We start from the raw sequence: 13832 nt of genomic DNA, 5'->3' as shown, positions 1-13832 counted from the left end.
AAATCCCGACCCATTCCGTGCAATTATTCCCTGTGTTCCTTAAAAATCCCGATCCATTCCGTACAATTATTCCCTGTGTTCCTTCAATTTCGCTCCCGTTCCCTGCAATTAAAGCCCAGTTCCCTTCACTTGTGCTCCTGTTCCGCTTCAATTCCTCTCCTACTCCGTGCAATTCCCCATTTACCTCGGCTCTAAGCACTTAATAAAACGAAAAAAGGGCTCCTTTCTCAATCCTGCTAGGAAACCCTCACTGATTACATATTCTCTTTCGAAAATATTATGTTAGATACGTTAAGTATCTTTCATACCATTGGTCAATAAATTCAGGTGCAAATGGACCTTTGCGTTGACGTATCCATCTTTCTAAAATTTCTACGTTATTTCTTAAAATAGAGTCTAACACTTTTGGATAATTCATCTGACGTTTATGTAGCTCATACTCATCTTCATCCAACAAAGCGAAAGTCATATCTGGATACACTTTTATATCTAAATCATAGTCGATATACTTTAATGCTTCTTCGTCAAAAACAAATGGCGATCCTATATTACAGTAATAGTATACACCACCTGTGCGTATCATGCCGATAACATTAAACCAATACTTTGCATGAAAATAACAGATTGCTGGCTCACGTGTTATCCAAGTTCTGCCATCACTTTCTGTAACCATTGCTCGGTCGTTTCCACCAATTAAGACATTACGGTTTGCCTTCAGGACTGTCGTTCGATCCCAAACTCGGTGAAGTTGTCCATTATGTTTATAGCTTTGTATTTCAATTTTTTGACCTGGTTCGGGAACTATCATAAGATCTCCCTTTCTTCCAACGATACCATTTAGGCTTTCTATGTTTTTACTCTTTTATAACATTATAACGATTTATTAATCCAAATGAAAATAGAAAACATAGAAAAGGGCACCCCACATTGGAGTGCCCTTCCGAAATAAGTCTCGTTTAAGGGGTAAGACTACTGTTTGTTTTGTTGAGATTTTTGGTTTTGTTGTCTAACGCGTTGCACATCAGTTTCAGAAGCAAATTCAGTGCCAAACTGTTGACCTTGTTGGCCTTGCTGACCTGGTTGGGCTTGAGCAGATTTTTGGTTTTGTTGTCTAACGCGTTGTACATCAGTATTAGACTGAAAGTTGTTTTTAGCCACCTCATATCACCTCCGCAAGTTTAATTTGTCCATTTTTACGGATTGTATCCCTAATTTTAAATTACCAATAAAATCCAGTTATGAATAAAAATTCTTCTTATGAGGAACACTACATAAAATAAAAAAACCCTACGTTAATAGGGTTTTAACGAAGGGTAATAACTTTTGATGGGAAACAGGAAATGGTAATAATTCTAAATCCTTTAATGAACAAAATGTCGCAGGTCCAACATCAAGTTTCCCACTTTGTACGGTTGCTGAATAAGCATCCAGTTCCCATGTCAGGTGAGAAAAAACATGTTTTACGACCGTCTCTTTCTGGATAATATCTATATGCAGGCCGTATTCTCCATAAAACCAGTTTGGAATCGTCGTTAAATCTAAATCCTTTAAAGAGGCCATAGGAAATTCATAAAGATTAGCTAACAGCCCTTTTTCCGGTCTTTTTTGCACTAATACTTCATTTCTTTCATTCTTTATTAATAGAGCCGCATATGGTTCTACTCGTTGGGACTTCGCTTTCGTTTTAATTGGTAATATATCTTCTAGACCTTGCTCATATGCCATACAATATTCCTGTACAGGGCATAATAAACAATCTGGATTTCTTGGTTTACAAATTAAAGCGCCAAGTTCCATCAATCCTTGGTTAAAAGCGGAGGGGTCTTCTTTGGAAATAACGGACCTTACTAGATCTTCATGAATTTTACGCGTTTTTGGTTTTGCTATGTCCTCTTCCACTTTAAAAATTCGAGAAAATACTCGCATTACGTTTCCATCAACTGCTGGTTCTGGTTGTCCAAAAGCAATGCTAAGGATTGCACCTTTCGTATAGGGGCCAACGCCTTTTAAATTACCTAGCTCTTTTGGATTGTTTGGCACTTTTCCACCGTAATTTTCCATTACTTCCTTTACTGCTGATTGGAGGTTACGGGCTCGTGAATAATATCCAAGACCTTCCCAGGCTTTCAGTACTTCCTGTTCATCTGCATTGGCTAATGACTCCGGTGTAGGGAACTTATCTAGAAAACGATAAAAATAAGGAATTACCGTATCTACCTTTGTTTGTTGTAACATGATTTCAGATACCCAAACCTTATAGGGGTCTTGGTCTTTTCGCCAAGGTAAATCACGTTGCTCAAGCTTAAACCATGATACCAATGCTTCTTGAAAAGCATGAATCGGAAATTGTTTAGGTAAAAAGGAAATAGTCAAAAACATTCACCCTTTATAATTTTTGTCTGCTTGAAGAAAAAAGGAGGAACAATTAATGGACACAGCTACCCATATTACAATGGGAGTCGCACTAGGTGGCCTTGCTACATTAGATACTTCTGTACAGCAGGATCCTGCTCTTTTTCAAGCCATTATGATTGGAACATTAGTCGGGTCAAATGCCCCTGATTTTGATACTATTCTAAAATTCAAAAATAACGCTGTATATATACGAAACCATAGAGGTATTACGCACTCTTTACCTGCTATCTTTTTATGGGGAATAAGTATTGCCTTCCTCATTCATTTATTTACACCACAAGTTAGTTATGGTCAGTTGCTTTTTTGGACTACTTTAGCCGTCGGAATACACGTACTTGTAGATATATTTAATGCGTACGGTACGCAAGCGGCTCGTCCTATTAACCGAAAGTGGATTGCATTAGGGTTCATCAATACGTTTGACCCTTACATTTTCTCACTTCACATTATAGGTATTGCAGCCTGGTGGTTTTTTGGAGCAGAACCAGGCATTACTTTCCTTATTCTCTATTTCGTTATGGCACTGTACTATTTAAAACGGTATTTAGATAAAAAGGAAATTGTAAGGCAGATTCACGAAAGGTTTTCGGATGTAGAGCAAGTTGTGACGTCTCCTACAATAAAGCATAACTATTGGCGAATTGCTGTCACAACAAAAGAGCATTTTTATGTTGCTCGAGCCATTAATGGAAAAATAATGGTGTTAGATCAATTTGAACGTTTACCATTACCAAATCATCCAGCGATGACAGAAGCTTTGGAAGACCAAAATGTTCAAGCATTTCTATCCTTTTCCCCTGTATATCGCTGGGAAATAGAAGAAGAAGAAGAACATGATCATGAAACAGAAGTTCGATTTATCGATCTACGTTATCGTTCAAAAGAACATTATCCTTTTGTTGCCATTGTTAAATTGGATAGTAATTACGAAATTTCGAATTCCTACACTGGCTGGATTTATTCAGAAGATAAATTACAGGAAAAAGTCCAACCGATAACCAATTAAAGAAAAAAGGAATTGGCTATATTATTGATAATTAGCCAATTCTTTTTTTCTCTATTCGTTAATGAGGTTTGCCACGATTGATACGCTTTTCCCATTTTTCAGTGTGTAAATTCATTTCATGAAGCTTCGGACCATAATTTTGTATCCACTGTTTGACAATGGATTCAGTCATTTCCTTGCCTTTATATTCTCTCCCTGCTTTTGCACGGGTTGTTTCAAAATCTTCCCATAATAACTCTACCCACATTCTTGCCTCTTGTTCATTTAATTGATCATTTTTCATTAACAGATCATTGGTTAATCGTTGAAATAATTCGTCCAACTTTACCACCTCATTCGTTTAATTCCATAATTCGTTATCTATTTTAACACATACATTTTGCCTATATCACAAAAAATACTATAGCACGATATAATGCGTGCAACTTTTAACAAAGGGGTTTTTCGTATGGTCCGTAATAAAGCTAAAGACTTCCCAATTAAAGGATACGAAGAAAAACCACACGCAAAGGCTCGTTTCTCTTCTAAACGAGCGGATGGATCAATCAATACGCATCCCCAGGAACGAATGGCTAAATCATCTCGACAAGATGAAAAAGAGGTGGAGTAACCATGAGCAAAAAGGATAGAAATCCATTTAAGCAGTTAAATAACACACCTTTCCAATCACCTAGAGCAAAACCTAAATGGGCTTCTTATCAAGTGAACGGGGAAACAAGAAAGTCTCAAGCAGAAATCATTACAGCAGTTCAAATGCGTAAGAGAACGTAAATGTTTAGCTGTCGCCATTTAGGCGGCAGCTTTTTTAATGCGTAGTGCGACGTTTGGATCTTTTCTCGGGCGAATTTTTATGTATGTTGAGGGACATTCACATTTTACTTGCACTTTTCCTGTTCATCCAGCCACTGTTTTCCGTTTTATTACGCGACATTCACTTTTTATCACGCGACTTTTCCCGTTCACCCAGCCACTTTATCCGTTTATCCAGCCAATTCTCACGGTCATCCCGCCACTTTCACCTTTTATCCCGCCAAACAGGTACAATGTCCTATATAACACCACAAAAAACCCTAGTCACATCACGACTAGGGAACCACTTTTATTCAGAAAGCTCATCTATATAATCACCGAGCATAGAGATTGGTAGTGCCTCTTCTTTTTCTTCAATAGAAATTTTTTCACCTTTTTTATTTACTCTTGTTCCCCAAGCAAATATTCCGTTCATGTAATCTATTTTAAAATAAGAGCCGGGATCGCCTAATATTTCGTAAATTTCTCCGCTATCGAAATCTTTTGGATTCATTAAATAAGCTTTTGCCATGACAATCTTTCTTTCATGAACGGAGTATTCATTAACCATTCCCATTTGTTCTGCTTTTCTTGCTTGCTCCGTTCGTCTTGCAATTTCTTCTCTTAATTCTTCCACGGTCATTTCACTATATCTTTTTTCCATAGTTGATGTCTCCTTTAATCTACATTTTCTTTTACGTGTTCATCCATAAACGCTTCTATTTGATCGATGTGAAATCCTTTGCGATAAAGAGCTGCTTTCACCTTTTGTTTTAGCTCATAACCTTGGGACTTTTTCTCATATTTACTTAATATTTTCAATCCCTGGTATGTGACTGCTTGTTGTTCTGCTTCTTCATCCTTCCAGCTTTCCTTTGCTTCTAGCAGAGCCATTTGAACAAGATCACTGCTAAAGCCTTTTTGGATAAGGGTTGCTTGAAGTGTCTGAAGCTGTTGTTGCAAGGACTTTTTGCTGCCACTTCTAAGCTTTTTTTCGACTAATTTTTCTAATTTGCGTTGCTGTAACTCAGTAGTATACCATTTCAGACCCTCTTCCGTTTTTGCCGGATCTACACCTTTTTCAAAAAGCTCTTTTTTTAATAAGAGAGGCCCTTTACTTGAAGTATTCATTCTAGAGCGGACAAAAACATTCGCAAACTCTTGATCATCTATATATCCTTCTTCTTTTAATTGCCGAACAACTTTATCAATTTGCTCGTCTTCCGCTTCCTTTTTCCGCAAGTAATCTTTAATTTCCTTTTCCGAACGAATCCGAAAGCTAAGCAGATTAAGACACATGGAATAAAATTTATGTATTTCATCTTGTGATTTTAACATTTCAATAGTGGCATCATCTAAGTCTAAATCTTTTCTAAGCATATATTTGACTAGTAAATCCTCGTCTACACTAAAAGCATACGAATCGGATTTACCGTCTTGTATAAATATATTGTATCTACTTTTGTTCTTTTTTTGTGTTGTAATACGAGCGATTTTCCCCATTTCATACACTCCTTCTTTTTTATTTTAACATGATTCCAACTAAATAATCTTCCTGGCAAAACGTTGAAAGCGATTACGTAGAAAATAGGCGGAAAAAGGAGAAAAATAATTAAAAAAAACCATTCCATTTTGGTTGTAAATCATGTAATATGAAATAGCTAATCAATTAGATGTAGCAAGGGAAGGCAAATGGTGCGCCACCAGCAGAATGGCTGGTTCTAGTAGGTTCGATTCCTACCCCGAATTTTTGTGAGCTTTTGATAAAAATTCGAGGGTGGGAGAGAGGTCGAGCTTGTAGTATGACCTTGTTTTCTTGAGACTGCCCTCTGTTTAGAAGGAGGGTTTTTGTATGCTTAAAAAACGTGAATTATCCGAGTCAAGCACTTTATTCGAGCTATTGTCTCATCCGGAAGTTTTTCCTTATGTAAGACATAAGGCAGCTTCAAGTGATGAGTACTATTTCTTAACGAAACAGTTAATCGAAGCAGAAGATCGTGGCGAACTCATTTCACGCACCATTTTAGACGAATGGCATCATCCAATTGGAACCATTAATCTATGCGACATTCATAACAACACTGGTTTTCTAGCGACTTGGATTGGCAAACCTTATTTCGGTCAAGGTTACAACAACCTAGCAAAGGAAGCCTTTTTATATGAACTATTTTTCGAACTAAATATTGCTACTGTGTTTATGAAAATTAGAAAAGGTAACTTACGATCCAGAAAAGCAGCTGAAAAGCTACCTTATTCTGTTTTTGCAAACAGCCTTTATCCAATGGAGTATGCGTTAATAAACAAAGAGCAAGAAATGTTTGATTTATACGCAATATCGAAGGACCAGTTTTTGTTCCATTACTATCAAGAAAATCAATTTGCTGAGAAAGAAGCCTAATTCTAAAAAAGAATTGGGCTTTTTTTTGCAACTGAATAGGTATTCCTTCTACTGGTTAAACTTTAAATAGATTACTTATAAAGGACTGGTGAATATGGGAAAAGAAAGAAAGCCGCACGATTCGAAAAATTTTAATATTTCTAAGACTCAACAAGTGTTATATCAGCGAGAGTTTAAGATGGCTGACAAAGCTTACGAAAGAGCAAAGAATAAATAAGTTTTTTCATCATTAATGGAGGGTATGTAGTAAGTAGATAAAAGTGGTTTTTACTCTGTGGATGAAAGTTATCCACAAGGTTGTGCACAATGTGAATAAGTCCATACATCCTTTTAACTGTGTATAGTGATATTGTGAATAAAAGGATGTGTATAACTCCCTATTTTTTTGTGGATATTGTGCATAAAGTTTCCCTTCCCTATGTATAAAGGTATTTTATTGTGGACAACATTGTTAATAAGTGATTGTCAATGCTAATTTATTGGTCGATTAAGTTCGGCAATAGATTCCTCCCCTTTAACCATATAGTCCCCATTGGCAATCATTGATTCGATAGGCGGCTGATCTTTCAGCCGCATTTTTTTTATGATTTCTTTCCGTGATTTTTTTCTATGTTTCGAAGTGCTCTTCTCCTAGCTATCTTTTTAGCGGAATCAAAATAGAAGGAAGTATAAACCGCAGCAGTCTCAAACTGAATTGCAGCCTGTAAAATCACTTCTTTTTGAACACTTTTGCATAAAGCTAAAACGGTTTGTTCATCCACAATTTCAAAAACAGGCTCTTCTAGATGGTATTCGGAATTCGACGTATAAGCATTTTGCCCATTTAATGTGGCCATTAGCATATATAATTTTGTATGATTTGTTATTTCTTCATGCCTTAAAACTAAACAACTGTACACAAAATCACCACCTAACGTTTCCTTACAGACGACGCCCGTAATAGAAACAAGTAAATCAGCAATGAACACGTGCTCATACCTTGTGTTGCTAATAGCATTGCTGATATTAAAATCCATACATAAAAATGCAGAAAGACCATTGCTCTATTTTTTCTATTGTGTTTACAAATTTTTTCCACCTTTATATATTAACCTAATAGTGCCGACCATTAAACACTTTATACCAAAATAATACAATTTTCGCGTAATTTGTAAGTTTTAAAAATAGCTTTACATGTCTTATCAAAAGTTTTATATTATAACTTGTAATAGATATTATGGGGCATTAGCTCAGCTGGGAGAGCGTCGCGCTGGCAGCGCGAAGGTCAGCGGTTCGAGCCCGCTATGCTCCATCTAGAAGCTACTGTTTGTCTAATAAGACAAGCAGTAGCTTTTTTTCTTACAGGTAAATGAAAGTAACGGTGACTAAAATCAAATAAACACGTGAATAATGAGGGTGACTATTTTATTTTGGAGGTAATGTGTAATGGAAGAACAAAAAAAGGCGCCTTTTTATAAAAAATGGTGGTTTTGGTTAATTGCTGTTATTTTACTTATTGTAATTTTTGCAAGTGGTGAAACAGAAGAGGAAGATCAGTTAGATCAAGCAGATGATACGGAGCAAAATCAACCTAACGATACAGAGGAAACCCCGCCTACAGAAGAAGATACGGAAACTACAGATGATGAACAACCAGTGGAAGAAGATACGACGGATACGGCAGAACCAGAAGCTAATACGTTCGGTTCTGGGACCTATGTCGTTAATGATGAAATCGAACCAGGTTTGTATAGAAGCTCCGGTACGATTAACTACTGGGCTCGCCTATCAGGGTTTGGTGGAGAATTAGAAGAAATTATTGCAAATGGAAACCCTTCTGGTGTAGCTCTCGTGGAAATAGCTGATACAGATGTAGGTTTCGAAACCCAAGGTAGCGGGGAATGGACAAAAATGGATGAAGCTACTTATGAGGGTGAGCTGCTAACAGAATTTGGTGATGGAATGTACATTGTAGGAAAAGATATAGAGCCTGGTACGTATAAAAGTAGTGGAGGATCTGAATTTGGTGGCTACTGGGCAAGATTAGCTGGTTTCAGCGGAGATCTTGATGATATTATTGCGAATGGCAATCCAGATGGTTCAGCCATTGTAGAAATTAAAGAAGGCGACAGAGGTTTTGAAAGTAGTGGTGGCCTTACATGGTCAAAGGTTGAATAAAATCAAAGAGGAGGACATTACGGATAACGTGATGTCCTTTCTTATTGGGTCTATTTCCAATTATTTTTTCATCTCTATTCCACTACTTTTATTTGCTTTGGAAATACTACTTATACAAGCTAATTAATGAAAAAAGGGAGGCAAATGTATGTTCCCAAATAATAAACGTACTGAACAAAATCATCTTGAAGTAACAAACCACTCCTCCCATGAAAACGAATTTGACACATATACCGTAAATGCCGGTGATACATTAATTGCCATCGCTACGTTACATGGTACATCTATGGATGCAATTAAAAATGAGAATGGCTTAACATCTACTCACATTCATGCAGGTCAAGTATTAAAAATACCCGACAACTTGGAGTAATTTATTAGAAAAACTAAGGCTTGTCACCAAGTCCTTAAGTCGAAAGCCTTAGTTTTTATACTTTATTCCTTGAACATAGTTAAACTTTCTTAAAGGATTAAAAAATACAAAAAGCGACATTTTTTGTCGCTTTTTTTGTTGTACTAGGTTTTCGATTAGTGTTTAATTTAAATAGGAATATTTAGGAAAAATAGTGAAACTTAACTATTCAAAATGCCGTAACTATTCTAAGGGAAAGGAGGAATTGACATGTGGGAAGAATTAGCAGCGTTAAACTGGGCATTAATTGCCCCACTTTTAGTCATTGAATTAATTTTAATTGTTGTAGCTTTAATTGACTTATCACGGATAGAAAAAGCTAATGGACCGAAATGGGCTTGGGTACTTATTATTTTATTTGTTACTGGTATTGGTCCTATTATTTACTTTATTTTTGGGAGGAGACAGTAAGCATGTCTTTAATAGAAGTAAAAAACTTATCGAAATCATTCGATGGAGAAGATGTAGTAAAAGGAATTACGTTTGAACTCACCCCAGGAAAATGTGTTGCTTTATTAGGTCCAAACGGTGCCGGTAAAACAACTACTCTAAGAATGCTAGCAGGGTTTAGTAAACCAACAAACGGTACTATTACCTTTGATGAACAATCCTTATCTTCAGACATTCGTAATTACATTGGGTACTTACCGCAGTTTCCAGTATTCCATAATTGGATGTCTGGAAAAGAATTTTTAATATATGTCGGGCAATTATCGCATCTATCCAAATCGGAAGCAGATAGTAGAGCAGATGAACTGTTGGATAGAGTTGGATTAACAGATGCTAAAAAACAACGTATTGGTAAGTATTCTGGTGGGATGAAACAGCGTTTAGGAATTGCTCAAGCAATGATGAATCGACCAAAATTAATTATGCTTGATGAACCAGTTTCTGCCCTTGATCCAATAGGTAGACGAGAAGTATTAAATTTAATGAGAGAAATTAAAAAGGATGCTACGATTTTATTTTCCACTCATATTTTAAATGATGCAGAGGAAATTAGTGATGAACTTTTGCTTCTTCATCACGGAGAATTAGTGGAGCAAGGTTCCCTAGATGAATTAGGAAATTTATATGATTCAGGTAAAATCATATTAGCATTCCAGGATAACATTCCTGCTGACATGGAAGAGAAACTGAATAAACTTTCCCATATTACGGATATAGAGTTTAAAAAGCAATCGATTGAATTTATATCGAGTGACGTTATTGCGTCAAGAGCGGAAATTTTACAGCTAGCTGTACAAAATGATTGGCCACTAACTAAATTTGAAATTGCTAAGACGACATTAGAAGACTTATTTATGAAGGTGGTGAATCAATAATGCAATGGGCTGTTATTTTCAAAAAAGAAATGGTTGAGTACGCAAGAAACGTTAAATGGATTTGGGTTCCTATGGTATTTTTACTTTTCGGTATTATGGATCAGATTACTACATACTACCTACCTAAAATTTTAGAATCTGTTGGTGGAATGCCTGAAGGTGCGGAATTAAATATCCCGATCCCAGACCCACCTGCTGCTTTGTATATGAGTATTAGTGAATTTAATATGTTAGGTGTTATGGTGATTGCATTAATTTCCATGGGACTCATTGCTGGGGAGTTAAAAAGTGGTGTATATGAGCTCGTATTATCTAAACCTGTAAAATATAGCAATTATATTACAGCTAAATGGGCTGGGTTATCTTTATTAGTCCTTTCTTCTGTATTCCTTGGTTATTTAGGTGGATGGTACTATGTGAACATACTATACGGTGAACTTGCATTTTCTACATTTATTGTTTCTTTCTTGATTTATACGATGTACATTTTATTCTTTATTACAATTTCTGTATTCGTGAATACGTTGGTTAAAAATCCAGGACTTGTTTTATTTCTTTCCATTGCTTTATTAATTGCTATAACTATTATTACCCGCATTTTTGGGCATATTTTATCATGGAGCCCTGGACATTTATCCTCTTATGTAAATGAGTATTTGCACACAGGAACAATGACAGGTGACATGTGGGCAACAATGGCTACAACGTTGGCAATTATTGTGCTCTTACTTTTTACCGCTGTTACTATTTTAAAAAATAAAGAGCTTTAATAGGAAAACAGTCCCTCATCACTAGTTGTGATAATCGGGACTGTTTTTTTATTCCTCTATGGTTTTTCTATAGCCGTAAAACGGGCGAAAACCTAGCTGTTTATAATAAGTTTCTGAGCTTGTAGAAGCAAGCATCTCCATTCGAGTTTTCGGATAGCGATTATGACAAGCGTTTAATAATGCCTGTCCAATACCTATTCCTCGATAAGATTTCTTTATTAACAATTCACAAATATACAGCGTTACAGCTCCATCCGTTAAGCCTCTAATATAGCCCACAATATTATTTTCAACCTCCGCGACCATCGTCACATTTGAGTTTTCCCAAGCTAACCTCGTCTCTTCATCATGCTTGACGAGATTACTCCAACCCTCTTCTTTATTTAATTGTTGGATATCGGCAAAATACTTTTCTTCATAGTCCCGTATGTTCATTTTTAGTAATCCCCTATATTTTTTATGGAAATTATACCAATTAATGCCTACATAAGTCGACAATATTTGATATAATTGCCTGTGAAATCCTACATACATAAAAACAATACGTTAAGCTTCATACTAATGAGTAGCTTTTCATAAATGATGGATGCAAGAGTTAATCAAGGAGGAGTTTCCATGTTGATGTTAAAATTCAGTGATGAAGTACGAGAAGCATTAGATCAAAAAAAACCTATTGTAGCTTTAGAATCAACAATTATTTCTCATGGTATGCCCTACCCAGAAAATGTAGAAATGGCTTCCACGGTAGAAGAAATCATTCGCCAAGAAGGCGCAGTGCCTGCTACTATTGCCATTATGGATGGATTTATTAAAATCGGCTTAACGCCGGAAGAAATCGAACGATTAGCAACGGAAAAAGGTGTAGTCAAAACAAGTATTCGTGATTTACCTGGAGTTTTAGCTAGTAAACAAACCGGCGCAACAACCGTTGCAACAACCTCCTATGCTGCTAATGAAGCAGGAATTCGTTTTTTCGCAACTGGTGGTTTAGGCGGTGTACATAGAAATGTTGCCGAGCACCTAGATATATCTGCAGACCTAATCACTCTAGCAAAATGTAACATCTGTATCGTGTCAGCTGGTGTAAAATCCATACTTGATATCCCCAAAACACTTGAATTATTAGAAACACTTGGTGTTGCTGTTTATGGATTTGAAACAGACCGATATCCAGGTTTCTATTTCCAAGATACGGGTATCCCAGTTCCCAGTGGTTCCGTTCAGCAACTAGCTAACATCATGAAAGTCAAAGAACACTTATCATTGGAGCAAGCCATTCATGTAGCTGTTCCAGTCCCTACGGAAGATGCGATGGATAAACAATTTATTCAAGGGATTATTGATGAAGCACTCGTAGAAGCAGATGAACAGCATGTAAGCGGAAAGGATATTACTCCTTTCCTATTAGCAAAAATCAAGGACAAAACAGGTGGCGATAGCTTAAAAGCAAATATTTCCCTTGTCAAAAACAACGCAAAGATTGCTGCTCAAATTGCCGTGAGGTACCGCCAACCATGATTACCACAATAGGTGATTTAGTTGTAGATCTAATTGTTAGCCATAAGGGAAATCACTTCGGAACAGATAGTGAATCGTCCATTGCTACTTATGCGGGTGGGCAAGCTAATCATGTCGCTGCCTGGATTGCAAAATGCGAATCAAACAGCACCCTAGTCGGGCGGGTCGGTAATGATTTATATGGTGACTTTTTATTAAAGGAAGCAAAACAATTAGGCATTACAACTGCTGTGGAACGAGACCCTGTTCTGGAAACTGGTAAGATAATTATTTTGGTCGATGAATCCACAAGTGAGCGCTCGATGTATACGGATCGTGGAGCGAATATCCATTTATCACCTGATCAAGTGGAGGCTTCTGAAGAAACGATTCAACAGAGTAGTTGTCTCTACATTTCTGGATACGCATTGTTTCAGGAAAACACGTATCAGGCTATGGTAAAAGCAAAGGAAATTGCTAAAGCTCATCACGTGCCTGTTGCTCTTGACCCTAGTTCCACTTATTTCTTGGAAAAGTTTAAAAAGCGTATCATCACTTTTGCGGAGGACGTAGATTTTCTATTTCCTAACTACGAGGAAGGTGTATTCCTCACTGGTGAACAAGACCCTGATGCGATAATGGTTGCCTTAAAAAAAATGAGTGCTAATCCTATTTTAAAGCTTGGAGACAAAGGATGTCTGCTTCCTAATGGGGAATATATTACTGCTACGAAAGTGAAAGCAGTAGATACAACAGGTGCAGGTGATTCCTTTATTGGCGCATTCCTCGCTAAATATGAAAAAACAAAGGATATTTTTGCTTCAGCAACTTTTGCCAATCAAATAGCCGCTACAGCTGTACAAAAATACGGCGGTAGACCTAGCCTATCTAGTTAATTGGATAGGCTTTTTTCTTTTAGATAAGGGATTGCTTTCGTGAGAAGATTGTTGATTTGGAGTTTATTGTATATTTCTTAAGTTCAGGCAACTTTATCAGGATTTGACGATTACTTATCAGAAGTACATAGCAAAGTATCAGCAGTTCATAACAGTATATCAACTGT

The 13832-nt window shown here is 36.7% G+C and carries 20 protein-coding genes and 1 tRNA gene; 13 read left to right on the top strand and 8 right to left on the bottom strand.

Annotated elements, in window-relative coordinates; all coding sequences use genetic code 11:
• Nucleotides 1–277: 277 nt before the first annotated feature.
• From ntdP to mutY, 3 genes are all read right to left on the bottom strand, one after another.
• Entirely contained in the window at nt 278–808 is a 531-nt protein-coding gene (ntdP, locus tag HNQ94_RS17660) for a nucleoside tri-diphosphate phosphatase (RefSeq protein ID WP_174497569.1), read from the bottom strand.
• A gap of 161 nt (nt 809–969) precedes the next feature.
• Complete coding sequence (locus tag HNQ94_RS17655; RefSeq protein ID WP_174497568.1) at nt 970–1158, bottom strand: gamma-type small acid-soluble spore protein; 189 nt, start codon at nt 1156–1158, stop codon at nt 970–972.
• Between the two features lie 129 nt (nt 1159–1287).
• The gene (gene mutY / locus HNQ94_RS17650; RefSeq protein WP_376697757.1) at nt 1288–2367 is read right to left on the bottom strand and encodes an A/G-specific adenine glycosylase; all 1080 of its coding nucleotides are present in this window, start codon (nt 2365–2367) and stop codon (nt 1288–1290) included.
• A gap of 61 nt (nt 2368–2428) precedes the next feature.
• On the opposite strand from mutY, the gene HNQ94_RS17645 reads away from it, so the two are divergent.
• Nucleotides 2429–3421: a metal-dependent hydrolase gene (locus tag HNQ94_RS17645; RefSeq protein WP_174497566.1), complete on the top strand. Its 993-nt coding sequence runs from the start codon at nt 2429–2431 to the stop codon at nt 3419–3421.
• Between the two features lie 58 nt (nt 3422–3479).
• Here HNQ94_RS17645 and HNQ94_RS17640 read toward each other — a convergent pair whose 3' ends face one another.
• Nucleotides 3480–3743, bottom strand: coding sequence for a YfhJ family protein (locus HNQ94_RS17640; protein WP_174497565.1), 264 nt, complete (start codon nt 3741–3743; stop codon nt 3480–3482).
• Between the two features lie 126 nt (nt 3744–3869).
• Between HNQ94_RS17640 and HNQ94_RS17635 the strand changes: the two genes are divergently transcribed.
• Together HNQ94_RS17635 and HNQ94_RS17630 are read left to right on the top strand one after the other, a co-directional pair.
• Nucleotides 3870–4031, top strand: coding sequence for a small, acid-soluble spore protein K (locus HNQ94_RS17635; protein WP_174497564.1), 162 nt, complete (start codon nt 3870–3872; stop codon nt 4029–4031).
• Between the two features lie 2 nt (nt 4032–4033).
• Entirely contained in the window at nt 4034–4192 is a 159-nt protein-coding gene (locus HNQ94_RS17630) for a YpzG family protein (RefSeq protein ID WP_174497563.1), read from the top strand.
• Between the two features lie 328 nt (nt 4193–4520).
• Here HNQ94_RS17630 and HNQ94_RS17625 read toward each other — a convergent pair whose 3' ends face one another.
• Nucleotides 4521–4874, bottom strand: a complete 354-nt coding sequence (locus HNQ94_RS17625) for a YfhH family protein (protein WP_174497562.1) — start codon at nt 4872–4874, stop codon at nt 4521–4523.
• Between the two features lie 14 nt (nt 4875–4888).
• A complete protein-coding gene (gene recX / locus HNQ94_RS17620; protein WP_174497561.1) occupies nt 4889–5713 on the bottom strand; it encodes a recombination regulator RecX in 825 nt (274 codons plus the stop codon).
• 349 nt (nt 5714–6062) lie between these two features.
• On the opposite strand from recX, the gene HNQ94_RS17615 reads away from it, so the two are divergent.
• On the top strand, nt 6063–6608 hold the full coding sequence (locus HNQ94_RS17615) for a GNAT family N-acetyltransferase (protein ID WP_174497560.1): 546 nt from the start codon (nt 6063–6065) through the stop codon (nt 6606–6608).
• A 94-nt stretch (nt 6609–6702) separates the two neighbouring features.
• Nucleotides 6703–6825, top strand: a complete 123-nt coding sequence (locus HNQ94_RS19850) for a YfhE family protein (protein WP_174497559.1) — start codon at nt 6703–6705, stop codon at nt 6823–6825.
• A gap of 364 nt (nt 6826–7189) precedes the next feature.
• Here the strand turns inward: HNQ94_RS19850 and HNQ94_RS17605 are convergent, their stop codons facing one another.
• Nucleotides 7190–7624, bottom strand: a complete 435-nt coding sequence (locus tag HNQ94_RS17605) for a hypothetical protein (protein ID WP_174497558.1) — start codon at nt 7622–7624, stop codon at nt 7190–7192.
• A 202-nt stretch (nt 7625–7826) separates the two neighbouring features.
• On the opposite strand from HNQ94_RS17605, the gene HNQ94_RS17600 reads away from it, so the two are divergent.
• The 6 genes from HNQ94_RS17600 to HNQ94_RS17575 all read left to right on the top strand — a co-directional run bounded on the left by HNQ94_RS17600 (nt 7827) and on the right by HNQ94_RS17575 (nt 11272).
• Nucleotides 7827–7899 (top strand) — tRNA-Ala (locus tag HNQ94_RS17600).
• A 134-nt stretch (nt 7900–8033) separates the two neighbouring features.
• Entirely contained in the window at nt 8034–8765 is a 732-nt protein-coding gene (locus tag HNQ94_RS17595) for an Rv1352/Rv1906c domain-containing protein (RefSeq protein WP_174497557.1), read from the top strand.
• 148 nt (nt 8766–8913) lie between these two features.
• Complete coding sequence (locus HNQ94_RS17590) at nt 8914–9138, top strand: LysM peptidoglycan-binding domain-containing protein (protein ID WP_174497556.1); 225 nt, start codon at nt 8914–8916, stop codon at nt 9136–9138.
• A gap of 249 nt (nt 9139–9387) precedes the next feature.
• Entirely contained in the window at nt 9388–9588 is a 201-nt protein-coding gene (locus HNQ94_RS17585) for a PLD nuclease N-terminal domain-containing protein (protein WP_174497555.1), read from the top strand.
• 2 nt (nt 9589–9590) lie between these two features.
• On the top strand, nt 9591–10502 hold the full coding sequence (locus tag HNQ94_RS17580) for an ABC transporter ATP-binding protein (RefSeq protein ID WP_174497554.1): 912 nt from the start codon (nt 9591–9593) through the stop codon (nt 10500–10502).
• The gene (locus HNQ94_RS17575) at nt 10502–11272 is read left to right on the top strand and encodes an ABC transporter permease (RefSeq protein ID WP_174497553.1); all 771 of its coding nucleotides are present in this window, start codon (nt 10502–10504) and stop codon (nt 11270–11272) included. Before HNQ94_RS17580 ends, HNQ94_RS17575 begins: the two co-directional genes overlap by 1 nt.
• 48 nt (nt 11273–11320) lie before the next feature.
• Here the strand turns inward: HNQ94_RS17575 and HNQ94_RS17570 are convergent, their stop codons facing one another.
• Entirely contained in the window at nt 11321–11707 is a 387-nt protein-coding gene (locus HNQ94_RS17570; protein ID WP_174497552.1) for a GNAT family N-acetyltransferase, read from the bottom strand.
• Between the two features lie 180 nt (nt 11708–11887).
• Between HNQ94_RS17570 and HNQ94_RS17565 the strand changes: the two genes are divergently transcribed.
• Both HNQ94_RS17565 and HNQ94_RS17560 read left to right on the top strand, forming a co-directional pair.
• Entirely contained in the window at nt 11888–12790 is a 903-nt protein-coding gene (locus tag HNQ94_RS17565; RefSeq protein WP_174497551.1) for a pseudouridine-5'-phosphate glycosidase, read from the top strand.
• Entirely contained in the window at nt 12787–13665 is an 879-nt protein-coding gene (locus HNQ94_RS17560) for a carbohydrate kinase family protein (RefSeq protein WP_174497550.1), read from the top strand. The genes HNQ94_RS17565 and HNQ94_RS17560 overlap by 4 nt, the downstream gene beginning before the upstream one ends.
• The last annotated feature ends 167 nt before the right edge of the window (nt 13666–13832 follow it).

Source organism: Salirhabdus euzebyi (genome assembly GCF_014207435.1).
GTDB lineage: Bacteria > Bacillota > Bacilli > Bacillales > Alkalibacillaceae > Salirhabdus > Salirhabdus euzebyi.
The sequence above is the reverse complement of the archived record's forward strand: the minus strand, read 5'-3'. Positions and strand labels throughout refer to the sequence as shown.